Here is a 24,035-nt window from a genome sequence, read left to right as displayed (position 1 = left end):
CATGCTCATGGCGCCGATGATGGCACAGCCGTCCCGCCCTGCCCACCGAATTCCCGGAAGGTCAGCGTGAAGCTGTACTCGGCAACCTCCAGCGTGTGCTGAGGTGTCGCGGGCGGACCGCAGGACGCGCTGCCGAGCCCGTTCTGGGCCAGGTCCAGGTTGAGGTACACGCGGTCGCGCGGGACGAGGTCGGCGCGATGCCGGGCGCGTTCCAGGTCCTCGGTCGTCCACCGGCGAGCCGTCAGCTGGAAGTGCGGCGCGCCTTCGACGCGCAACCCGTTGCCCTCGGCATCGGTCAGCTCCGCCCAGCGGACGTCGGTCCGCGACCCGTTCTCCTGCGGTACGACGTACGGCGTCTGGAACTCGTCGACCGTGCACTCGTACCGCCCGACCCGGGCCGCCGTACGACTGTCGGCGTACGCCTCACCCGGCCCGCCGCCGAACCACCTCACGTTCCCGATGCTCCCCGGCATCGTCATCCGCACACCGACCCGCGGCCAACTCCCACACCGCGGCGTGATCGCCGTACCCTCCCACTCGCCCTCAGGCTTCACGTCCACCCTCAACTGCAGCCCGTCGGTTGTAGCCGTCCACCGGTACGTCGCCCGCACCCCAAGCCCAAGCCCGTCAGGCGCAACCCTCGTGTGCACGACGAGTTCCCGCTCCCCCACCTCGACCTGATCCACCCGATGCTCCAGCCGATCCAACCCGGCCGCCCGCCACTCGGTCACCACAGCGTTGTTCCCACCCTGCCCGCTGTCGTTATCCGTCGGCGCCCGCCACAAGTCGAGGCGCGGCCCCTCAACCGGCACCCCGAACAACCGCACCAGCCGCCCGGACCGCCGATCAAACTCCCCACCCCCAACCACAACCCGCTCCCCCACCCGCCCAACCGGCACCTGTTCCGCCGGCAGATCCCCAACCGACACCCCCGACTGCACCTCAGCCGCCGCTCGGTCCTTGACCGGCTCACCCGGCTGGAGTTCGGCCGCCGGATCCCCGACCGGCACACCTGACTGCACGTCAGCCACCGACTGCCCCGCTGCACACGGCAACCGGAACTGCGCCCACGCAACCTCGTGACCGGCAGCAGCCCACGGCTCGTCCTTCGCAAGCACCGCCCGAACCGTCAACCACCGCTCACCGTCAGCTGAGATGAGCTCAAGCCGATCCCCCGCAACCACCGCACCCCCAGCCGCCACCGGCGACACCTCCCCCGCCGCAGCCCTGGCCCCCACCGGCGTGAGCCCGCCGACCGGAGGGGCGACCCCGCCCACTGGTGACGACACCTCCACCGTGGCTCCTGCCGCGACGGTCGGCACCTGCAGGCGACCGGAGCGCACCTCGATCCCGTCGACCTCCTCCGTCCACAGGAACTCCAGGTGGTCCAGCGTCCCGAAGGTCTGGCGATTGTTGACAATCAAGTTGTCGGCAAGAGTGATGTTGACCGGCTCGATCGTCTTCTTGTACTCGAGCAACCCCGGCGACGGCGTCCGGTCGGGGAAGAGGAGTCCGTCGATGCAGAAGTTCGAGCCGTGGACGCGTTCGCCGAAGTCACCGCCGTACACGTAGTCCGTTGCGCCTGGCAACAGCAGGCCGTGGTCGATCCACTCCCAGACGAAGCCGCCCTGCAACCGCGGGTACCGTTCCAGCATCCGTTGGTAGTCCGCCAGCCCGCCGGGCCCGTTGCCCATCGCGTGTGCGTACTCGGCGAGGATGAACGGCAACCCCCGCCGCCGCTCCTCCAACGCAGGCTCGTCAACCACCACATCCTCGGTCCGGGTCCCGATCCGCTCCAGCTCGTCCAGCGACGTGTACATCAAGCTGTAGAAGTCGGAGAACTCGTAGCTGCGGTCCCGCTCGTAGAACAGCGCCCGACTCGGATCACGCTCCCGGGTCCACTCCGCCAGTGCGCCGAAGTTGCGCCCGCGGTGGCTCTCGTTGGCGAGCGACCAGATGACGACGCTCGGATGGTTCTTGTCCCGCTCGACCATCCGGCGCATCCGGTCCAGCATCATCGGCGCCCAGTCCGGGTCGTCGGCCGGGTTCCCGCGCCAGTCGGTGTAGATGAACCCGTGCGTCTCGATGTCGCACTCGTCGATGACCCACAGCCCGAGCTCGTCACACAGGTCGAGGAACGCCGGGTGCGGCGGGTAGTGCGCCGTACGGACCGCGTTGATGTTGTGCTGCTTCATCAGCACCAGGTCCTGCCGCATCGTCTCCAAGCTGACGGCCCGGCCCCGGCGCGGGTCGTGCTCGTGCCGGTTCACACCGCGGAAGAACAGCGGCCGCCCGTTCACGGTCAGCAGCCCGTCGACGAGAGCGACCGTCCGGAACCCGATCCGTACGTCGACCACCTCCCCGCCGGCCACGACCTGAGCGTCGTACAACCGCGGCACCTCGGCCGACCACGGCTCCACGCCCGGGACACGCACCGTCTCGCCCGACGCCAAGTCCAGCCCGAGCTCAGGCACGAGGACCCGCGCAGTCGGCGGATCGACGTCGACCCGCAACGTCCCCGCACCGGCGACATGGTCGTAGTCCGCATGCACGAACACGTCCTCGACCACCGGCTCGGCCAGCAACGTCACGTCCCGGAAGATGCCCGGCAACCACCACATGTCCTGGTCCTCGAGGTAACTCCCCGACGACCACTGATGCACCCGCACCGACAGCTCGTTCCGGCCCGGCCGCAGTACGGCGCCGACGTCGAACTCACTCGGCAGCCGGCTCCCCTTCGCCGTACCGACCTCGACGCCGTTCACCCACACCTTGAAGCACGAGTCCACACCCTCGAACCGCAGGACGCCGCCAGGCCACCCCTCCGGCAGCTCGAAGGTACGGCGGTAGTCGCCAGTCGGATTGGCGTCCGGCGTCCGCGGCGGGTCGATCGGGAACGGGAACGCGGTGTTCGTGTACCGCGGCCGGTCGTACCCCTGCAGCACCCAGTGCCCCGGCACCTCCACCTCGTCCCAACCGTCGTCCACGAAGTCCGCGGCCGGATCCGTCGAGAACCTGAACTGCCACCGACCGTTGAGACTCAGCCGTGGACGGGACGACCGCAACCACGCCCGCGGCGCACGCATCCCGGTCCCCGGCCGCAAATCCGACCAGTACGCCGTCATGCCAGCTCCTCCCGCACCACGCGCACACCACGCGCCGCCAACTCGAACCGATCCCCGGCCACCTCAACGCACACAGCTGAGCCGGACCAGTTGTGCACGAACCACAGCCGCTCGCCCGCCGGATTCACCGCCGACAAGGCAGTCACCGACTCCGGCAGCCCCGGCCACACCGGCTCGGCCACCCGCTTGAACACTGCACGAGCCAACCCAGGATCAGGAACTGTGCCGACCACAGTCACCCGCCCGTCCCCGAACGACCAGCTGGTCACCACCGGCCGCTGCCCGCCGCCGGGATGCTCGAACGACGCCAGCACTTCAGCGTCGTCCACAATCAACCGCTCGGCCCACCGAGTCGCGTGCCCGTCAAGCCCGGTCACAGCCAGGTCGTCGAGCAGGTTCTCGTACTCGAGGTAATGCACCCCAGCCGCCTTACGCAGTCGTCCCGGCGCCACCTCCGCCCGCGCTCGCGCCTCCAGATCGGCATACCCAGTCCGCGGGCCCACGACCAGATGACCGCCGGCCCGCGCATACGCAACCAGGAAGTCCAGCTGAGCATCGGACGCGATGTACAGAGCAGCAACAACCAACACCGGCACCCGAGACGCCAGCTCAACCGGGTCGTCCCCAAGACGCTCCACGGGCAGCACGCTCGGCCGCAGCCCAGCATCGAGTACGCCGGTGTAGAAGGCCGTCACGATCGTCCGGTACGACGACTTGTCCGGCACCCCACCCGGATGCGCCAGCGGCGGCTGGCACTGCAACGCCCAGTCGCTTTCCGTCGACCACACGATCGCCACGTCGACATCCGGTCGCAGGTCGACCACCGACGAGCCGGCGTCGGCCAACTCGGCTCCGATCGCCGCGATCTCGTCGTACACGCGTCCCGGCTGCAGGCTGTGGCCGAGGATGCCGCCCCAGAAGGTCTCCGCGCCGTGGTGGATCGAGTGCCAGTGCCAGTACTGCACCATCCGGGCGCCGCGGGACACCATCGCCCAGGCGAGTTGCCGGAGCTGGCCGTCGTACGGCGGATGGTTCAGCTGGGAGCCGCCGATCGAGGTCGCGTTGGTCTCGGTGATCAGGAACGGCTCGCCGCGGGAGCCGTAGACGCGGTCCGCCGCGAGGTAGAGCTCGCCGACGCTGCGCCCGATCCAGCCGACCTCGAACCGCGGCGGCCGGGCCGGCCGCTCCAGCCCGTCCTTGACATGCACGTAAAGGTTGCCTGCCGCAACATCCAGCCGGGAGCTCAACTCCACGTCGGCAACGGCGGCGCGGTCGTAGGCCAGGCACGTCGTCACGAACTGGTCGCCGCGGCGAAGCTCGCGGACGAGGTCGGCCTGCCAGCCGATGAAGTCAGTCGTCCGCGCAGCCTGGAAGCGGCGCCAGGCCAGGTCGTACGACGGGGTGCTGTTGCCGTCCGGCCGCCACAGCTCGGACCAGTCGCTGAGGCGATGCGACCAGTACGTCAGCCCCCAGGCCTCGTTGAGGGTGCCGACGTCGCCGTACGTCTCCTGCAGATGGGCGACGAAGGCCTGGAACGTGCTCTCGTTGTGCGGAAGCAGCAGACCCGGTTCGTTGTCGACCTGGTAGCCGATGATCGCCGGATGGTCGCGGTGGTGCTCGACGATCCGCCGGATCACCCGCTCCGCGTGGAACAGAAACGCCGGCTGGTGGTAGTCCACCTCCTGCCGCACGCCCCACGGCACCGGCTCGCCGGTACGACGCTCAGCGGCGATCTCCGGATGCGCCCGCTGCAACCAGGGCGGCACGGCGTACGTCGGCGTCCCGAGCACGACCCCGATCCCCCGGGCCGCCGCCCCATCCAGCACCGGGCGGACCCACTCGAGGTCGAACACCCCGTCCCGCGGTTCCCAGGTCGACCACACCGACTCCCCAACCCGGATCGCGGTGATCCCGGCGGCGACCATCAGATCGAGGTCGACCTCGACCCGATCGCCCAGTTCGCGCGGCAGGTACTCCGGATAGTAGGCCGTCCCCAACACAACCCGTGGCGGCAGCATGCACAGAAGCTAACCCAGGTCTGCATGCCAGTGCAATCGTTTGCACACGTGGTTTTCAGCGCACGGCTCAGGTGGGGCGGATGCGGACACGGCGACGGGCTGGGCCGGTGCTTGCGCGGAGCACCAGCTCGGGCGTCAAGAGATCGGGTTGCGGCCAGTCGTCACCGGACAGGCGAGCGGAGAGTTGCTGCCACGCGAGCTCGCCCAGCCGGGCGCGGTCGTTGCGAAGCGAGGTGAGGGGCGGGCGGGCGTAGGCGGCGATCGGGATGTCGTCGTAGGAGGCGACCGAGAGCTCGGTGGGGACTTCCACGTCGTTGTCGTGCAGCCAGCTGAGCAGGCCGACGCCGACGAGGTCGTTGAACGTGATCACGGCGGTCGCGCGGCTCCGCAGCACGGTTGGGCCGGCGTCGTAGCCGTGGTGTCCGGCCCAGCCACCCTCGATCTCGTCCAGCGTGACGTCGAGGGATCTCGCCGTACGGCGCAACGTCCGCCGGCGCTCACCGTCCGACCAGGACGTCGCCGGACCGCCGACGTACAAGACCCGGCGGTGGCCTAGACCGGTGAGGTGCTCGAGCAGCAGGCGACTCGCGGCGCGGTAGTCGATCGCGACCACACCGGCGTTCTTGACCGTCCGGTTGATGCACACGACCGGCACCGGCAGCCCGAGCGCCTGCTCCAGACCGGCCCGCGTGAGCCGCGAACTGCACAGCACCAGCGCGCCGGAGTGGTCCACGAGCTCCTCGACGAGTCGCAACTCCTCGGCCGGATCCTCGCTGCTCTCCCCGATCAGCAGCCGGTAACCCCCGGCCCGGGCGGCGGCCGCCAAACCCTTCAGCACCTCGGAGAAGAACGGGTTCGCCAGGTCCGGCACGGTCACCCCGACCGTCAGCGGCCGCCCCAGCTTGAACTCCTGGGCCCGCTTGTCGGCGCGGTAACCGAGCTCGCCGGCCACCGCGCGCACGTGCGCGACCACCTCGGGTGAGATCAGGTCGGAGCCGTTCAGCGCCCGGGACACCGTCGACACCGACGTGCCCGCCTCGCGCGCCACGTCGATCAGCCGAACCCGCTCCGCCACGCTCGCCTCTCGCCTCCTGCTCGACCGAGCCGCTGCTCGACCGAGCCGCTGGTCAGGCGGGGCGCCGTCACCCCACCTGCGTTCCTCCGACCCACACGTTCCGGATCGTCACGTCGTCGGCGTACTGTACGACAGCTTCCGCCGCGACCACGTCGAACCGGCTGTTGGTGACCGCGACGGAACGAATCCGCCGGGTCTCTGCTCCCAGCATGCGATATGCCCGTTCGGCCCGCGCCACCCGGACCCGGTCGAACCGGATGTCGCGCACGTCGGGGAACAGCGACTGGTTGCCACCTCCCATGTAGCTGAAGGTGATCTCGAGTGGACGATACATCCACGCCTGCGAGTCGACGTCGTGGACGTTGATGTTGCGCACGTACCCGCCCCGGGTCGAGGTCGACTTCACGCACAGGACCCACTGCATCCAGGCCTCGTCCGCGGCCGGGTCCGGCGGCATGTGCAGCCGGCGCACCCAGACGTCCTCGACGCCCCCGCTCATCTCGCTGCCGACCGCGACCGCAGCGCCACCGCTGACGAAGGTGCAGTCCTCGACGATGATCCCGCGCGACGGCAGGCCGAGCCGGCGGCCGTCGGCGTCCCGCCCGGACTTGATCGCGATGCAGTCGTCGTGCGTCTTGAAGGTGCAGTCGCGGATCAGCACGTCGGTGCAGGACTCCGGGTTGCAGCCGTCGCCGTTCGGGCCGAGGTTGTCGACGGTGACGCCCTGGACGGTCACGTTGCTGCACTCGAGGGGGTGGATCGTCCACATCGGCGAGTTCCGCAGGGTCACGCCTTCGATCAGGACGTTCGTGCAGCGGAAGGGCTGGACGAAGCTCGGCCGCAGGTAGTGACCGGCGCCGAAGACCCGCTGGTCAACCGGGACCTGCTCGTTGTTCATCCGCTCGAGTTCACCCCAGTCGGCCCGCTGGTTGGGTAGGCCTGGGCGCCACCCGTACTGACCACTGCCGATCCAGTACCACCAGTGCTCGTTGTCGCCGGCTCCGTCCAGCGTCCCGCGGCCGGTGATCGCGATGTCGGTCTGACCCTCGGCGCGGATCAGGGACGAGTAGTTGTAGACCTCCACAGCCTGCCAGCGAGTACGAACCACCGGCAGGTAGTCGGCTGGGTCGGTGCTGAACCGGAGCGTCGCGCCTTCCTCCAGATGCAGGTCGACCTTGCTGAGCAGCTGGATCGCACCGGTGTTCCAGACGCCGGGCGGTACGACGACATGGCCGCCGCCGGAGTCGTGGCAGGCACGGATCGCCCGGGCGATGCCGGCGGTCGCGTTCTCCGGCGTGGCGCCGTACGCGGTGATCGGGAACCAGGCGTCCCGGAAGCGCGGCGGCCGGATCCTGGACCGCACCGACCACTCGCGGTCGCTGGTCGCCGCGGCGGGCAGCTGGGAACTCATGCCTGCGGCAACGACCCCACCGAGACCGAGCTGTACACCGAGTCCGAGGATGCGACGACGGCTGTGATGCATGGGCGGGCACCTTCCGGTCGACTGCACGGGTAAACCTTTGCACGCAAGTATCCAAGAGATTGCGGCCCGGTCAAGACTTCGTCGCGCCGAGCCGTTGACACCTCGGGCGGACCCGGGCACGATCGGTTGCAATCGTTTGCACCCGCAGGAGGTCGCCCATGTCCGAACAGCTCCGTCGACGCACCCTGTTGCTGACTGGAGGAGCGCTCGCGACCGCCGCGTTCACAGGCGGCGGCACCGCCCCGGCCGCCGCCTCGACCGGTCCCGCAGGTCTGGACGAGGCCGCCGCGGACGCGCAGATCCAGCGCATCCTGTGCCGGATCCTCCCGCCAAGCTTCCCGGACCGCTGGTTCGACATCACCACGTTCGGCGCGGTCGGCGACGACGCGACGGACTGTACGGCGGCGATCCGGGCCGCGATCGAGGCGTGTCACCGGTCCGGCGGCGGCCACGTCGTCGTACCGGCGGGTGATTTCCGGACCGGCGCCGTCCATCTGCTGAGCAACGTCGACCTGCATCTGCAGGAAGGGTCGAGGCTCGCGTTCAGCCAGGACCCGGCGGCGTACCTGCCGGTGGTGCCGACGCGGTACGAAGGCACCGAATGCTACAACTACTCCCCCTTCGTCTACGCCTACCAGCAGCGCAACATTGCGGTCACGGGTTCCGGCGTACTCGACGGCCGGGCGGACGCGACGCACTGGTGGGACTGGACCGGCGGGCCGCCGCCGAACGAGGGTCCGGACAAGACCCTGCTGCTGACGATGGCCGCGGACGGTGTCCCGGTCGAGCAGCGCGTGTTCGGCGACGGCCACTACCTGCGCCCCAACCTGCTGCAGTTCAACCGCTGCCAGAACATCCTGCTCGACGGCATCACGGTCAAGGACTCGCCGATGTGGAACATCCACCCGGTGCTGTGCCGCAACGTCACCATCCGGGACGTGACCGTGGACAGCCCGCACGGCCCGAACAACGACGGCATCGACCCAGAGTCCTGCACCGACGTCCTGATCGAGCGGTGCACGATCTCCACCGGTGACGACTGCATCGCGTTCAAGGCAGGCAAGGACGCCGACGGCCGTCGGGTGAACGTCCCGACCCGGTACGCCGTTGTCCGCGACTGCGAGATGGCGGACGGAAACGGCGGTGTGACGGCCGGCAGCGAGACGACCGGCGGGGTCATGGACATCTACGTCCGGGACTGCAAGATGAGCAGCCCGCGGCTGGAGCGCGCGATCCGGATCAAGAGCAACCCGCAGCGCGGCGGCACCATCGCGAACATCGATGTACGGCGGGTGACCGTCGGGCAGGCCGCGGACGCGGTGATCGAGATCGTCCTCAACTACGCGAACGTGATCACCGGCGCCTACCCGCCGGACGTGCACGGCATCACCATCAGCCAGCTGACCGCGGTCGCCGCGCCGCGGGCGCTGAACCTGCTCGGCCTGGTCGACGACCCGCTCCGCGACATCCGGCTGCACGCCTGCCGGTTCGACCAGATGGAGGAGGAGAACTCGATCCAGTACGTCGAGAACCTCCAGCTCGACCAGGTCTGGATCAACGGCGTCCGGGTCGACAACTGATGGGCTGGGAGTACGCCGACCAGATCCTCGCCGACGTCCGGCCCCCGTCCTTCCCGGACGTCGACTTCCCGATCACGGCGTACGGCGCGGTCGCCGACGGCCGGGCCGACGCGACGAAGGCGATCCGGGCCGCGATCGAGGCGTGCCACGCAGCCGGCGGCGGCCGCGTGGTGGTCCCGGAGGGCACGTTCGTCACTGGCGCCGTCCACCTCAAGTCCCACGTCAACCTGCACGTCGCCGGGACGCTGCTGTTCAGCACCGATCCCGCCGACTACCTGCCGATCGTGAAGACCCGCTACGAGGGTCTGGAGGTGCTCAACTACTCGCCGTTCATCTACGCGCACGGGTGCACCGACATCGCGATCACCGGCTCCGGCACGCTCGACGGGCAGGCGGACTGGGACAACTGGTGGGGCTGGTTCCACGAGTGCGACGAGGACTTCGCGAACTTGCGGGCGCAGAGCGCGTTCGGCGTACCGCTGCGGGAGCGGGTCTACGGGCCTGGGTACCACCTGCGGTCGAGCTTCATCCAGCCGTACGAGTGCACGAACGTGCTGATCGAGGGCGTGACGATCGTCCGGTCGCCGTTCTGGGAGGTCCATCCGGTGCTCTGCCGGAACGTGACCGTGCAGAACGTCGTCGTCGACACCCAGGGCCCGAACAACGACGGGGTCGACGTGGAGTCCTGCCGGTCGGTGGTGATCCGCGGCTGCACGTTCGACGCCGGCGACGACTGCATCGCGATCAAGTCCGGCCGCGAGGCGGACGGCCTGATGGTGAACGTGCCGTCCGAGGACATTCTGATCGAGGACTGCGTGATGCGGGTGAAGTACGGCGCGATCACGCTCGGCTCGGACATGACCGGCGGCGTCCGCAACGTGTTCGCCCGCAACTGCACGATCGGCGGGCCGGCGCTGTACTTCGGGCTGTACATCAAGACCAACTCGATCCGCGGCGGTTTCGCCGAGAACATCTACCTGCGCGACATCGCCATCTCGAACCTGCTGAAGGAAGTCGTCCAGTGCAACTTCCTCCGCGGTGAGGGCGACACCGGGCCGCTGACGCCGACGGTGCGCAACGTCGAGCTCCGCGACATCACCGTCCAGCACGCCCGCAACGCGTTGATGCTGCGCGGCTACCGGCGCTCCCCCATCCAGGACTTCCGGCTGGTCGACTGCGACTTCACCGTCGACGCCCCGAGCACCGTGCAGCACGCCGCCCTCACCTTCGACAACGTCACCGTGAACACCCACCCGATCACGGACGTCCACCAACTGCGCTGATCAGGGCAGGTGGGCGCAGTTCACGTCCAGGTCCCAGAGGATGACCGACAGCGCGTAGGGGCTGATTGTGTGGTCCCCGTGGGTGGCGTCCTCGAGGATCTCCCAGTGCCCGTTGGTTTCGTTGCTGACGGCATCGGTCCCGATCAGGGTGATCCGGTGCCGTACAGCGGCCTCGTACGACCGGTGGCCGACCCCGTTGAAGCAGCAGTCGTCGAACCGGTTGAGGATCTGCAGCTGCCGGCGGTGCGGCCCGACCGAGCCCAGCGCGTAGATGTCCGGGAAGTCGACGAGCCCGTAGAACCCAGGCTGCTTGTCCGCCCGCTGCTCCCAGTCGCCGCGGGTCGGGCTCGGCTTCGGCGACCCCGGCCGGACGAAGAACGGCAGCGAGCCGGCCGTCGGGTAGGACCGGGTGATCCGCGGATCCAGCGCCGGGTAGATCGTGGTCGCCCAGCCACCGCCGGACAGGCCGATCATCTGCACCGACGACGGCCGGTACTTCTCCTGCACGTGGTTCATCGCCACCGCGAGCGGCTCCAGGAACAGCGCCAGCGGTGAGTACGACGCGGACTCCCACAGGTTGAGGTCGTTGTGCGACGGCTGCTGCTGGACGTTCGGGTCGACCGGGTCCTGCAGGGTCTTCGGGTTCCAGTGGTAGAACGGCATCGCGAACAGCAGTACGACGTACCCGTGGTCCAGCAGTCCCTGCGTGACCCGCTGCAAGGTGTCGAGCGGCTCACCGTGGCCGTTGTGGTAGAACGCAACCCGGCGGTGAGTACGGTGTACTGGCTCCACCACGAAGGCGGTCGCGACGTAGCCGAAGGGCATGGCGATCTCGAGCCGGTCGTAACGCCGTACGCCGGTGAACGCCGGCAACTCGGCCGGCGTCTCGACGTCACGCCGTACCGTCGGAAGGCCGGTCGGCAGGGTGCCCGTGTCCTTCCACACCTGTGCAACCAGCTGTGGACGCAGGGCGTCCGCGTCGGCGGCCGTGTGGATCTTCATCAGGTCCTCGACGTCGACGCCGACGACCACCTGGGGCAGCGTCTTGTACGCCGCGCTGTGCTCGGCGGCGATCGCGGCGTTCACCGGAGCGACGGGCCGTGACGCCGGATGCGGGCGTTCGCCGGTCGGAGTCGGCTCCGCTGATGCCTGGGCGGGCCAGCCGGTCGCGGCGGTCGCGGCCAGCGCGCCGCCGAGGACGGTCCTGCGATTGATCATGAGGGGTTCACCTTTCGGGGCGGGGGACGACCGGCTGCCAGCCGCCGAACACGTTCGACGGGTCGCGCAGCCAGGCCGCCTCGTCGGCACTGAGTTGCCTGGAGCACGCAAGTCGCGCACTGGTGTCGAGGGGCCGGCCGGACAGGTCGGTGCTGCGGTACTCCCAGAACCGGACCTGGCCGGCAGCCGCGCAGTCGTTGGGGTTGGTGATCTGGAAGCCCTGCTTCTTCACATGGGCGTCCATCGCGGAGTCGATGAACACGACCTGGCTGGTCGGGAACCGGTTCAGCTCCACCCGGCCGAGGAACACGCTGTCGTCGGGCGCGTCCGGGCCGCGGGTCAGCCGCACGTTCACGAAGATGTTGCCCGGGCCGTTGTCGCTGTTGCGGACCTGGTTGTAGTAGCCCTCGTGCAGCGCCTTCAGCTCGGAGTCCCGGACGAAGACACCGCCGGTCCCCCAGACGAAGTCGACGTCACCTTCGACGTAGCTGTCGGTCACGAAACCCTTGCCCTGCAGCCGCAGGCTGTCCTGGAACCCGAGGATCCGGACCCGGGCGAGCACGATCCGCTCGCCGTTCCCCCGGAACGCCTCGGCCTGGGAGCCGCGGTACGGCGTCAGGTTCTGCACGGTCGCGTCGGCCAGGCTGAAGTCGTCGGCGTCCACGCCGAACGCGGCCCGCCAGCAGTTGAACCGGTCCGGCTGGGCGAGCACCCGGCGCGGGCAGTACGCCTGCTCGATCGGGACGTTCGCCATCGCGTAGTCGCCGTTCAGCAGGTTGTTGTTCGGGTAGCCGATGACCGTGCGGCCGGCGCCGGACCCGACGATCGTGATGCCGGGCTTGGTCTGCGCGACGTAGATCAGCTCGCGGTACAGCCCCGGCGCGACGTCGATCCGGGACTTGTTGCCGTCCGCGACGAAGTCGATCGCGGCCTGTACCGTGCAGAAGTCACCCTTCGGACCGACCTGGAGCCTGCTGTCCGACGCCGGGTCGTGCTGGGTCCGGAACATCCATTTGTCGATTCCGGGGTGGCCGGCGACGAACCCGGGATCGACGGTGACGTAGTACACCTGTCCGGGCTCCAGCCGCTGATGGGGATGGATCGAGACCGTCCGGCCGTCGACCGTGACCGCCTCGTACATCCACGTATGCAGTTGGCCGTAGTCCGAACGGGCACCGCCGACGAAGCGCTGGTACGACGTGAGGTCGGCGAGATCGATCGTGTCGACGACTTCGCCGCCGGCTCGGTGGATCCGAAGCTTTCCTTGGACACCGAGTCGCACCGGTCCCTGGAAGGTCATGCGGAGGGCGGTGTCGGAGCAGGTCGCGTCCGCCGTGCCTTGCGGTGACAGGACGGGCGTGCTCGTGCTCTCGGTCCGCCAGCCGGTCAGTCGCTGGAGGACCTTGGTCAGCTTGGCCGCCGCGGACTGGTGACCCTTGATGTTGGGGTGGGTGCTGCCGTTGTAGTCGTCCGAGCCGAGCCAGCCGGTGGTGTCGACGTACACGATCCTTCGGTCGTTCGTCGCGGCGACGGCCTGCGCGATGTCTGCGGCGTGGGTGGCGTCGAACGGACGCAGGGCGAGGATCAGGCTGTGTGGGTTCGCGGCCCGGATCTGCTCGAGGTAGGCGCCGTACTTGGGGGTGAACTCGCTACTCGGGTACGGCGCGTCGTTGGTGCCGAAGTTGACCACGATCGCCCCGGGGTCGAAGGGCGTCGCCGGGAAACCGGCCAGGTTCCAGCCGAACGACTCCGACGCCGTACCGACGTTGCCGTGGCCGGGCTGAATGATGCCCTGCTTGCCGAAGCCGACCTGGTTCGTGTCGGCGCCGAACGCCTTGCCGACCAGGTGCGGGTAGGCCTTGGTGCCGTCTGCGCAGTCCGGGCCGAGCTCCGGGCAGAGCGCCATCACGCCCTGGGTGATCGAGTCGCCGTAGAACTCGATCCGGTGCTCGGCGGTGGTCGGCAGCGGGATCAGCGTGGCCAGCGGGGCGAGCTCGATCTTCTCGAGGACGACGCCGGACTGCAGCGGCACCGTCCAGCGGTTCGCGTACTCATCGACGTCCTTGACCAGGATCTCGGCGGTGTGCGCGACGGCCGGGTCGAGTCCCTCGACGAACACCTCGTGGTCCTCGTCGACCGTGACCAGGACGGGCTCACCACGGTCGACCGAGACCCACAGCTGTGCGGGGTTGGTGATCGACTCGGTGTCGAACCAGGCGCCGAGCCGGTCGCCGGTGAAGCGGAACCGCAGCGACGAGCCGGAGTTCACCGTGATCGCGACGTCGTCGTCGCGGCCCCAGTGCCCGTCGCGCTCGATCCGCGGGTCGAACGGGCCGAAGGTGGCCGGGTTGGCGGCGGACGTCGCCGTACCGACCGGAACGGTCAGCAAACCGATCCCGGCCGCGATGACGAGGCACAGGCTGATCACGGGTCTTCTCACGGTGGTCTCCTCGCGCGGACCGCCGTTCGGAAAGCCCGGGGCGGTGGGCGGGTAATCCTTTTCCTCGGCTACCGTCGCAGCGCTCGGGCCCGGCGTCAAGGCCTCGACACGATTCGGCAGGAAAAGGTTTACACGCCTGCGCTGGCAGCGAATCGTCCGTGGACGTGGTCCAATGAGCCGGTGAGAAAGTCGACCAGAGATCGCCCCGGCCGGGTGACGATCCACGACGTGGCCCGGCTCGCGGAGGTCTCCACCGCGACCGTGTCCCGGGTGCTCAGCGGCGGCAAGCCGGTCTCGGACCAGGTCGCCGACCGGGTCCGCGCCGCGGCCGCCGAGGTCGGCTACCGGCCGAACCCGGCGGCCCAGACGCTGCTGCGCGGCAGCAGCCAGACGATCGGCGTGGTCGCGCCCGATCTCGGCAACCCGTACTTCGCGGAGATCCTCAAGGGCATCTCGGCCGAGGCCGCCGCCGAGGGGAACCACACACTGGTCGCCGGCACCGACGAGGACCCGGACCGGGAGTACCGCGCGGCGCTCGAGCTGGCCCGCTGGGTCGACGGCCTGCTGCTGTGCGCGCCGCGGATGAGCGGACCTCGGCTGAAGGAGGTCGCAGCCGCCAGCCGCAAGCTGGTGCTGATCAATCGCGTACTGCGTCATCCGTCGGTCGGAGCCGTGGTCGTCGACTACCACCACGGCGTCCGGCTGCTGTGCGAGCACCTCGGAACGCTCGGCCACAAGCACATCGTCTACTTGGAGGGTCCGCCGAAGGCCTGGTCGGACCAGCAACGACAGCGCGGTTTCCGGGCCGCCGAGGCAGCCGGTCAGACGATCGTCCGGGTGCCTTGCGGCTCAGCGCTTCGGGACGGGTACGACGCGGTCGACGAGGCGCTCACGCACCGGCCGACCGCGCTGATCGCCTTCAACGACCACGTGGCCGTCGGAGTGCTCAGCCGGTTGCGTGAGCTGGGTGTGAGTGTCCCGGACGACGTGTCCGTGGCCGGGGTCGACGACGCGCCGATGAGCGCCCACACCGACCCCGGCCTCACGACGTACGCCGTCTCCACCGTCGAGCTGGGCCGTCTGGCCTGGCAGCACTTCAGCCCGACGGCGCCAGCCATCACCACCCACCTCGCAGGCGAGCTGGTGGTGCGGGCCTCGACGGGCCGCGCTACACGCCGTCGGCGGTGAAGCTGTAGCTCCCCGACGGGACCCGGCACACCAGGGTCCGATCGGCTGACTCCAGCACCTCGATCCCGTCCTGCTCGGCTACCGGCTGCTTCGACTCCCGGACGGACTCGGGATTGCTGGTCGGCACGTGAACCGTCGCCGTCGCGCCCGGCGGGATCACGACCTGCAGGGCGAACGTGCCGTCGTTCACCTCCCACCGGGTGGACACCCGACCGCTGGGCGTGTCGTAGGCGCCCTCGGCCCACGTCAGCCGGCCACCCGGCCGCGGCCGGATCACCAGCTCACGGAAGGCGATCGAGTCCGTGGCCTGGTCGATGCCGGCGACCCCGCCGTACAGCCACTCGCCGACCGACCCGAGTGAGTAGTGGTTGAACGAGTTCATCGCCACCGGCCCGAACCCGTTCTCCTCCGTCCAGCCGTCCCAGCGCTCCCAGATCGTGGTCGCGCCGTGCCGGATCGAGTAGCCCCACGACGGGTAGCGGTCGTCGTGCAGCAGGTCGTACGCGAGCTCGACATGCCCGTACTTCGCCAGGATCGGGCACAGCAACGCCACGCCCGCGAACCCAGTCGTCAACGACCGGCCGCGCTGTTCCAGATCGGCGACCAGGTGCTTCACCGCCGCCTGCTCGTGCTCCTCCGGCAGCAGACCGAACGCCAGTGGCAGCAAGTAGCCGGTCTGCGTGTCGCCCCGGACCTTGCCCTCGGCATCCACAAACTCGCGGACGAACGCGGCCGCGATCCGCTCGCGTAGCTCGCCGTACCGTTGTTCCTCGTCGTGTAGGCCGAGCACTCGAGCCGCTGCAGCGGTGAACTCGGCACTGCGCGCGAAGTATGCCGTCGCGAGCACGTCGCGATCCGTCCGTACGTCGACTTGCAGCCAGTCGCCGTAGTGGCCGCTGGTCCGGTTGCGCCAGATCAGGTCCGGGTTCGCCTGGTGCACGTAGTCGACCCAGCGTCGCATCGTCGGCCAGGCCTGCTTCAGCACGCGTTCGTCGCCGTACATCCGGTAGAGCGTCCACGGGACGATGGTCGCGGCGTCCGCCCAGGCGGGCGTACCGTGGCGGCCGGTGATCACGTGTGGGATGACGTCCGGGATCGCGCCCTCGTCGGTCTGGGCGACGGCGAGATCGCCCATCCAGTTCTCGAAGAAGGTCAGGACGTCGGCCTGGTACGCCGCGGTCGGCAGGAAGATCTGGGCGTCCGCGGTCCAGCCGAGGCGTTCGTCGCGCTGCGGGCAGTCGGTCGGCACGCTGACGAAGTTGCCGCGCTGGCCCCAGCGGATGTTGCTGAGCAGCTGGTTGACGCCGGAGTCGGAGCACTCGAAGCGGCCGGCGACCGGGGTGTCCGAGTGCAGCGCCCGGCCGGTGACGTCAGCCGCCGTGAGCTCGCCGGGGTAGCCGTCGACTTCGACGTACCGGAAGCCGTGGACGGTGAACACCGGCTCGAAGAACTCCTCCGCGCCGCCCGCGCTGACGTAGTAGTCCGTCGCGTCGGCGGTCCGGAGGTTGGCTGTGTAGATACCGCCGTCGGACTCGAGCATCTCGCCGTGCCGCAGCCGGATCCGATCGCCCTCGGCGGCGCCGCGCACGCGCAGACGGACTCGTCCTGCGATGTTCTGCCCGAGGTCGACGATGTAGCGGTCGCCGTGGCGGGTCACCTCGACGGCCGGCAGGTCCTCGGTGACCCGGACCGGTTCGGTGCTGGCGGCAACCAATGTCGATATGTCCGCTCCGACGTCACCGGCCGGTGCCCAGTCGGTGGCGTCGTACCCGGGGCTCGACCAGTCGCCCAGCTCGAGGCGGGCGTCGTACGACTCGCCCATCAGGAGGTCGGCGAAGCGCAGTGGGCCGGTGCGTTCGACCCAGCGGCTGTCGGTCGCGATGACGGTCTGCGAGCCGTCGGTGTGGTCGACGACGAGCTGGGCGAGCAGTTGGGGCTTCTTGCCGTAGTGGTGTGCGTGACTGCGGGTGTCCCAGCCGACGTACCCGGACCACCAGCCCTCGCCGAGCACTGCGCCCAGGACGTTCTCGCCTTCTTGGAGCAGGTCGGTGACGTCGTACGTCTGGTAGGCGAGGCGGTAGCGGTAGTCGGTCCAGCCGGGGGTCAGCTCGTCATTGCCTACTCGCTGGCCGTTGGCTTGGAGCTGGTAGAGGCCGTGCGCGGTCGCGTAGACGCGTGCTCTGCTGATGGGCTTCGGCAGGTCGAAGGACCGGCGGTAGTAGCGCGGTGCGGCGATGGTGGCCTGGCGCACCGTGCGGGGCTCGTCGCGGTCGACCGGCGGCTCGAAGTACGGGTCGGTCTCGTAGTCGTGCTCGACCCAGCGGGCCTGCCACTCCTCCGGGTGCAGGATGCCGGTGGCGAACGTCGCTGAGGCCTCGCAGACCTTCCCCGCTGCGTCACGCACCTCCAGCCGCCACACGTAGTCGGTTTGCGACGTCAGCGGTGCGCCGCCGTGGTCGACGTACGTCTGCTCGTCGGTCAGCCAGCCGCTGTCCCACACCTGTACGCCGTCGCGCTCCAGGCGGATCCGGAACGCGTCCTGCCGGTCCCCACGCACCGGCGAGGCCAGCCGCCAGCTGAACCACGGGCGGTCGTTGCCGATGCCGAGCGGCTCCAGCCGGTGCTCACAGCGCAGGTCGTACGGCGTCAGGGCCGGGACGCTGGGTGGATCGGTCAGCAGCCAGCCGGTTGCCTCGCTTGTCACCAGGACCACTCCGTTTCGGGTCGGTGGAGCTCGTAGTCACGCAGACCGCCGGCGTGCTCCGGGCGGTCGCCGTACATGGGCCGGGCGTGGCCGGGCGGGTCGATCGCGATCACGTCGTCACCGCGCCAGGTGGTCCGGAACTCGTTGCCGGCCGCGAGCTCCGTGGTGGTCTGCTCGACCATCGGGAACGTCACCACGATGCGCTCGCCCCTGTGTGGCTTGGGGATGGACAGGTAGCCGTCGGGCGCCCAGATGCGCTCCGCGCCGCTGCGCTCCTCATCGCCACGCTGCAGCTTGAGGCGTGCGTAGCCTGCCCACTCGGGGACTCTGACGCGCAGCTCGTCCACTGGCTCGTTGACGCTCAGCTCGACCTTGCCTTCGACCGGTAGGTGGCTGACCACATCGACCGTGTGGTGTGCGCGGGTGAGGAGCAGGTTGACTCTGGTGACGTTGCTGTCGCCCGTGACGATGCTGTTCCACGCCCAGAACAGTCCGCGGACGCCGGAGCCGACACAGCACGCCTGTACGTCGTTGGTGTGTCCGCGGCCCAGTGGTACGTCGGAGACGTAGTCGTTGGGAGCGCCGTACCCGCAGAAGGCGCCCAGCACGCGCTCCCCCACGTCCACGTAGGTCCGCCAGCCGGGGATGTCGTCTGACCGGTCCGGGGCTGTCTGCACCCAGCTCACATCCTGCAGTTGCGACGCGGCCAGGTGGTTGCGGACGAACCGCTCCACCACGGGCCAGTACGACGTGAGTCCGCTGCCGGCGAGCGTCGTACCGAGGCCGATGAGGTCGACCAGGGAGCAGGTCTCGTGCTCGTAGCGCTGGTCGGCCAAGTCGCCCGGGGTCCAGCCGAACCTGGTGGCCTGGGTCAGCACCCAGTCGTAGCTGCGGCGGGTGAACTCGGTCAGGCCGTGGTCACCGGTGTGCCTGGCCAACCGGGCGAGTCCTTCGAGCGTGCCGACCCGGGTGTGGAAGTGACCGCTGCGGTAGGCACGGGCAGAGTTGAAGCTACCGTCCTCGAGGTAGACGCCACTCTTCTCCACGATGAGCCGGGCGAACCACTCGCAGAGCTCCAGCGCGTCCTGGTTGCCGGTTGCCTGGTGGTAGCGCAGCAGCGGCATGATCAGGCGGCCGGAGAACGATGCCGGGTCCGGTGCGAGGTGCAGGTCGATCGCGTTGGAGGACGGCCAGCCTGCAGTGGTGTACTCCGAGGCGGGGTAGAACCAGACGTCGCGTTCCTTGATCGCGATGCGCTTCAGGGCAGCGACCTGGTTGTCCGCTGCTCGCTTGGCTTCCGGGTCGCCGGTGGCGACGACGGTCGTGGTCAGGGCGAGGATGGTCGCGCGCTGGTCGATCAGGTTGGCGTTCGCCTTCCAGTGGCCGCGCGGGTGCTCGCGGCGGTAGGTGAGGCCGTCCTCGTGCAGCAGGTCGAACAGGGTCTGCCGGTAGCGGTCGGCGATCTTCTCCCACTGCGGGTCCCAGTTCGTGCCGCCGGTCATCTGCTTCGCGAGCAGGTACGCGTCGGTCAGCCGGCCGTGGCTGGAGCCGTAGTCCCAGTCGCCGTGGTCGAGCCGGGCCGGGCGGGCCAGCAGGTTCGCGCTGAAGAACGGGATGCCGTCCAGGTCGTCGTCGGCCAGGCCGGTCACCGCGTTCATCGCCAGCGCGGCCCGCTCTTCGAGCAAAAGGGTCGCCGGGATCGTCACCATGAGGAAAACCTTTACCCTTGGAGGAGGCGATGTCAACGCTCTATCCACAGGCTGGCGGATCGGCCTTGTTTTCTTGACGATCTACGGCGGAGACTTGCGGGACTTCGCTCAAGGAGGACGACGATGAGAGCAGCAGTGCTCGAGGAGCCGCGGCGGGTTGTCGTGGCCGACGTACCGGATCCGGCGCCGGCGGACGGCGTGCTGCTCCGGATGCACGCGGTCGGGTTGTGTGGGTCGGATCTGCACACCTGGCGCGGCCATCACCCGTTCCGGAAACCGCCGGTGGTGCTGGGGCATGAGGGTGCCGGTGAGGTGGTTGCCTCGTCCGATCCCGGTTTCCGCGTGGGCGATCGGGTCGCCGTGCTGCCCGCGATGTCGTGCTGGGAGTGTGCGCGGTGTGAGGCCGGGCATCCACATCTCTGCGCCGGGAAACGGGTGCCTGGCGGCGGCTGGCCGGGGATGCTGAGTGAGTACTTCGCCGCGCCCGGGCGGGTGCTGGTGCCCTTGGCCGACGAGGTTGGGTACGACGAGGGTGCGTTGATCGAGCCGCTGGCCGTCGCGTGGCACTGCACCTGGGGTGTCGAGGCGGGGTCGTCGGTGGCGGTGCTGGGTGGTGGTCCGATCGGCAGCCTGGTCGCGGCGGTCAGCCGGATCCGTGGGGCGTCGACGGTGCTGGTGACCGACGTCAAGGCCTACAACCGTGAGTTCCTGGTGCAGCAGGGCGTTCCCCACGTCGTTGATCCATCGGCTGTCGACCTCACCGGTGGCAACTTCTCTGCCGCGGCACTCGGGGCCGACCCGGCCGGCGACGGCTTCGACGTCGTGGTGGTCGCTTCCGGTCACCCGAGCTGTCTGGTCGAGGCATTCGCGTTGTGTCGACCTCGCGGCCGGGTGGTTCTGCTGCCGATGTTCGCCGGTCCGCTGTCGGTCGATCTGAACCCGGTGGTCCTGAAGGAGGTCACCGTTCAGGGGTCGACGATCTACACGCCGGCCGACTTCCGGCACGCGGCCCGGTTGATCAACGACCGCGTCCTGGACGTCCGGCCGTACATCACGTCCAGCGTGCCCTTGGCCGAGACGCCCGAGGTGCTGACCGCGATGGATGCCGGCATCGACCACCTCAAAATCCAGATCGAGCCGACCCGATGAGCGCGCCCGAGGTGGTGGCGACGTACCTGGTGGAGAGTTACCTCCCGCTCGAGGACGCGGCCGAGGTGATCGCGGGTGAGCAGTCGACGGGGACGTTCGTGGCTGTCGCCCGGGAGACTGCGGAGCTGCGGCGCCGATTCGCGGCCCGGGTGGTCTCCGTGGATGAGCTGCCACCGGCAGATCTCACCCACGACCTCCCTGGTGCCGTTCGGATTCCCGGCGCGCGCCGACGCCGTGGACGGGTTCGGATCTCCTTCGGCCTGGACAACTTCGGTCCCTCGCTGCCCAACCTGCTGGCTGCCGTCGCCGGGAACCTGTTCGAGCTCCGCCAACTGGCCGGGATCCGGCTGCTCGACCTCGACCTCCCGTTGGCCTTCGCCGAGCGCTATCCAGGGCCGCAGTACGGCGTGAGCGGGACGCGTGAGCTGTTGAAGCGGCCGGACGGCGTACTGCTCGGGACGATCGTGAAGCCGAGCATCGGGTTGCCGGTCGAGGAACTGCGGATCGTCGTCCGCGAGCTCGCCGAGGCCGGCATCGACTTCATCAAGGACGACGAGCTGATGGGCAACCCGCCGCACTCACCGCTCGCCGAGCGGGTGGCTGTGGTCAGCGAGGAGCTGGACAAGGTCGCGGCGCGCACCGGGCGGCGGCCGATGTACGCGTTCAACATCACTGACGACCTCGACCGGATGGCGGTCAACCACGATCTGGTCCGCGATGCCGGCGGCACCTGCGTGATGGTGTGCGTCAACCTGGTCGGCCTCGCCGGGCTCGCATGGCTCCGCCAACGCTGCGAGCTGCCGATCCACGGCCACCGCGCGATGACGGGCGTCTTCACCAGAGCCCCCGGCCTCGGCATCGACTTCGTCGCCTGGTCCAAACTGGCCCGCCTGGCCGGCGCCGACCACCTGCACACCAACGGCCTGTCCAACAAGTTCTACGAGACCGACGACGAGGTCCTCCGCTCCATCACCGCCGTCCAGCAACCTCTCTTCGAGAGTGTCGCCCCATCCTCACTCCCGTCCAGTCCCTACGAAACTCTCCCGGTCCTCTCCTCCGGCCAGACCCCCGGCCTGGCCCCCGAGACGTACCGCCGTACCAACACAACCGACCTCCTGGTCCTCGCCGGCGGCGGCATCCACGGCCACCCGGCCGGGCCAGCCGCCGGCGTCACCGCCATGCGCGCCGCCTGGCACTGCGCAGTAAACGGCGAAGACATAACCACGACAGCCGCCACCAACTCCGCCCTACTCCAGGCCCTCGAAACCTTCGGATTCCCCCATGCTTGAAGCCGCCTTCTACGGGGACGACTTCACCGGGTCGACCGACGCCCTGCGTCAGTACGCACGCTGCGGCCTCCGCTCGATCCTGCTGGTGGACCTCCCGCCGATGGCCGAGCTCCGCACGTTGGCCGAAAGCTACGACGTCATCGGAGTCGCCGGCATCGCGCGATCGCTCCCACCTGATGAGCAGGAGGCAGAGATCCGCCCGATCCTCACCGCCCTCCGCGACCTCGACCCCCGCGTCGTCCAGTACAAGATCTGCTCGACCGCCGACTCCTCATCAACCCTCGGCAGCATCGGCCGCGCCCTGGAGGTAGGCCGCTCCATCTTCGGCTCCACCCCCGTACCGATCCTCGCCGCTCAGCCCGAGCTCGGCCGCTACACCGTCTTCAGCCACCACTTCGCCGCCGAATCCGGCACCATTCACCGCCTCGACCGCCAACCGACCATGTCCACCCATCCCGCCACGCCCATGCCCGAATCCGACCTCCGCCGGCACGTAGCAGCCCAAACCTCGCTGCGGATCGACGCCGTTCACCTCACCACGTACGCCGACCTCCCCGACACCTACTCCGACCAGTCCGCCGACGCTGTAGTCCTCGACGCCCTGACCGACGCCGACCTCCACGTCCTGGGCCGCACCCTCGTTGCATCCAGCAACGACTCCGCCACCTTCACCATCGGCTCCGGCGGCCTCTCCCGCGCCCTCGCGCTGAACCTGACCCCCAGCTCCCCAACCCACCCCACCGACCCGAAGCCCTACGACTCCACGACCACACCCGCGGCACCACATGGCCCACTCCACTCGCGCACGGAGGACCGCGATCACTCCCAGCCGCAGGTCCTAGCTGTCTCAGGCAGCCAATCCCCTCGCACCGCGGACCAGATCAAACAAGCCGCGGCCGCCGGCTGGACCATCCTGCACCTGACCGACACGGAACCCACCGCCGCCGCAGCCGTGCAAAGCCTTCAATCCGGCGCCCCCGGCGTCGTAGTCCACACCGGCCACGCCACCCGCCCAGCCGCCGAATCCCTTCCCCACCTAGCATCCGCCCTGGCCGAGATCATCCACACAGTCACCCGGCAAACCGCCGTACGCCGCCTGGTAGTAGCCGGCGGCGACACCTCCAGCCGGGTCCTCCGCAACCTGGGCATCACCGCCCTGGAGCTCACCACCACCGCCCCCACCTTCGGCACCGGAGTCGCGGAGTGCCGCTCAATCGCCCCCACCCCCACCACCCACGCCCTCTCAATCCTCCTCAAACCCGGCCAACTAGGCCCACCCAACCTCCTAGAAACCTTCCGCACCACCTAGCCCCACCCCATCCCCCCAACCCGGCGGGTCGATGCACCACCTAGCACCACCCATCCCCCACCACACCGCAGCCACAGTCCACACCTCTGCAGACCCACGAACCCGCACCCACTGGGTTTCCCCTCGTAGCGTGGAGACATCCCCTTTGAGGTGAGGGCGATGGCTGAGGCACGAAGGAAGTTCGATCAGGAGTTCAGGCAGGGCGCGGTGCGGATCGTCCGGGAGACCGGTAAGCCGATCGCGCAGGTGGCCCGGGAGTTGGGCGTCAACCCGGGGACGCTGGCGAACTGGGTGGCCAGGGACCGGCGGGCTCGTGACGGTGAGGGCCGGTTGGGTGAGGACGAGCGGGCCGAGCTGGCCAGGTTGCGTCGGGAGAACGCGGAGCTGGCGATGGAGCGCGATGTGCTCAAGCGCTCGGTGGCCCTCTGGGTCAAGGATGCGATGGGCCGGTAGCCGTGGTCGGGT

The 24,035-nt window shown here is 69.3% G+C and carries 15 protein-coding genes; 7 read left to right on the top strand and 8 right to left on the bottom strand.

Annotated features, from left to right (window positions below):
- Positions 1-5 precede the first annotated feature (5 nt).
- From AB0H36_RS42140 to AB0H36_RS42125, 4 genes are all read right to left on the bottom strand, one after another.
- Positions 6-3,125, bottom strand: coding sequence for a glycoside hydrolase family 2 TIM barrel-domain containing protein (locus AB0H36_RS42140; RefSeq protein ID WP_360536683.1), 3,120 nt, complete (start codon positions 3,123-3,125; stop codon positions 6-8).
- The gene (locus AB0H36_RS42135; protein ID WP_360536682.1) at positions 3,122-5,143 is read right to left on the bottom strand and encodes a beta-galactosidase; all 2,022 of its coding nucleotides are present in this window, start codon (positions 5,141-5,143) and stop codon (positions 3,122-3,124) included. The genes AB0H36_RS42140 and AB0H36_RS42135 overlap by 4 nt, the downstream gene beginning before the upstream one ends.
- A 67-nt stretch (positions 5,144-5,210) precedes the next feature.
- Positions 5,211-6,218: a LacI family DNA-binding transcriptional regulator gene (locus tag AB0H36_RS42130; protein ID WP_360536680.1), complete on the bottom strand. Its 1,008-nt coding sequence runs from the start codon at positions 6,216-6,218 to the stop codon at positions 5,211-5,213.
- Between the two features lie 67 nt (positions 6,219-6,285).
- On the bottom strand, positions 6,286-7,701 hold the full coding sequence (locus tag AB0H36_RS42125; protein ID WP_360536678.1) for a glycoside hydrolase family 28 protein: 1,416 nt from the start codon (positions 7,699-7,701) through the stop codon (positions 6,286-6,288).
- A gap of 158 nt (positions 7,702-7,859) precedes the next feature.
- Between AB0H36_RS42125 and AB0H36_RS42120 the strand changes: the two genes are divergently transcribed.
- Complete coding sequence (locus AB0H36_RS42120; RefSeq protein WP_360536676.1) at positions 7,860-9,281, top strand: glycoside hydrolase family 28 protein; 1,422 nt, start codon at positions 7,860-7,862, stop codon at positions 9,279-9,281.
- Entirely contained in the window at positions 9,281-10,564 is a 1,284-nt protein-coding gene (locus AB0H36_RS42115; RefSeq protein ID WP_360536674.1) for a glycoside hydrolase family 28 protein, read from the top strand. The genes AB0H36_RS42120 and AB0H36_RS42115 overlap by 1 nt, the downstream gene beginning before the upstream one ends.
- Here the strand turns inward: AB0H36_RS42115 and AB0H36_RS42110 are convergent, their stop codons facing one another.
- Together AB0H36_RS42110 and AB0H36_RS42105 are read right to left on the bottom strand one after the other, a co-directional pair.
- A complete protein-coding gene (locus AB0H36_RS42110; protein WP_360536672.1) occupies positions 10,565-11,782 on the bottom strand; it encodes a hypothetical protein in 1,218 nt (405 codons plus the stop codon).
- A 7-nt stretch (positions 11,783-11,789) separates the two neighbouring features.
- On the bottom strand, positions 11,790-14,222 hold the full coding sequence (locus AB0H36_RS42105) for a pectinesterase family protein (RefSeq protein WP_360536670.1): 2,433 nt from the start codon (positions 14,220-14,222) through the stop codon (positions 11,790-11,792).
- Between the two features lie 180 nt (positions 14,223-14,402).
- Here AB0H36_RS42105 and AB0H36_RS42100 point away from each other — a divergent pair, with 180 nt between their 5' ends.
- Complete coding sequence (locus AB0H36_RS42100; protein WP_360536668.1) at positions 14,403-15,410, top strand: LacI family DNA-binding transcriptional regulator; 1,008 nt, start codon at positions 14,403-14,405, stop codon at positions 15,408-15,410.
- Here the strand turns inward: AB0H36_RS42100 and AB0H36_RS42095 are convergent.
- Together AB0H36_RS42095 and AB0H36_RS42090 are read right to left on the bottom strand one after the other, a co-directional pair.
- On the bottom strand, positions 15,391-18,114 hold the full coding sequence (locus AB0H36_RS42095) for a glycoside hydrolase family 78 protein (protein WP_360536666.1): 2,724 nt from the start codon (positions 18,112-18,114) through the stop codon (positions 15,391-15,393). The genes AB0H36_RS42100 and AB0H36_RS42095 overlap by 20 nt on opposite strands.
- Positions 18,111-19,823, bottom strand: coding sequence for a hypothetical protein (locus AB0H36_RS42090; RefSeq protein WP_360536664.1), 1,713 nt, complete (start codon positions 19,821-19,823; stop codon positions 18,111-18,113). Before AB0H36_RS42090 ends, AB0H36_RS42095 begins: the two co-directional genes overlap by 4 nt.
- Positions 19,824-19,946: 123 nt before the next feature.
- Between AB0H36_RS42090 and AB0H36_RS42085 the strand changes: the two genes are divergently transcribed.
- From AB0H36_RS42085 to AB0H36_RS42070, 4 genes are all read left to right on the top strand, one after another.
- Positions 19,947-20,972 (top strand): alcohol dehydrogenase catalytic domain-containing protein, encoded by a 1,026-nt coding sequence (locus AB0H36_RS42085; RefSeq protein ID WP_360536662.1) that lies wholly within the window; start codon positions 19,947-19,949, stop codon positions 20,970-20,972.
- Positions 20,969-22,261, top strand: coding sequence for a RuBisCO large subunit C-terminal-like domain-containing protein (locus tag AB0H36_RS42080; protein WP_360536660.1), 1,293 nt, complete (start codon positions 20,969-20,971; stop codon positions 22,259-22,261). The genes AB0H36_RS42085 and AB0H36_RS42080 overlap by 4 nt, the downstream gene beginning before the upstream one ends.
- Positions 22,254-23,570, top strand: coding sequence for a four-carbon acid sugar kinase family protein (locus AB0H36_RS42075; RefSeq protein ID WP_360536658.1), 1,317 nt, complete (start codon positions 22,254-22,256; stop codon positions 23,568-23,570). The genes AB0H36_RS42080 and AB0H36_RS42075 overlap by 8 nt, the downstream gene beginning before the upstream one ends.
- A 159-nt stretch (positions 23,571-23,729) precedes the next feature.
- Positions 23,730-24,023 (top strand): transposase, encoded by a 294-nt coding sequence (locus tag AB0H36_RS42070; RefSeq protein WP_360536656.1) that lies wholly within the window; start codon positions 23,730-23,732, stop codon positions 24,021-24,023.
- Positions 24,024-24,035: the final 12 nt, after the last annotated feature.

The organism is Kribbella sp. NPDC050820 (genome assembly GCF_040653975.1).
GTDB lineage: Bacteria > Actinomycetota > Actinomycetes > Propionibacteriales > Kribbellaceae > Kribbella.
Note: the sequence above shows the minus strand (reverse complement) of the source record. Positions and strands in the feature narration are given on the sequence as shown.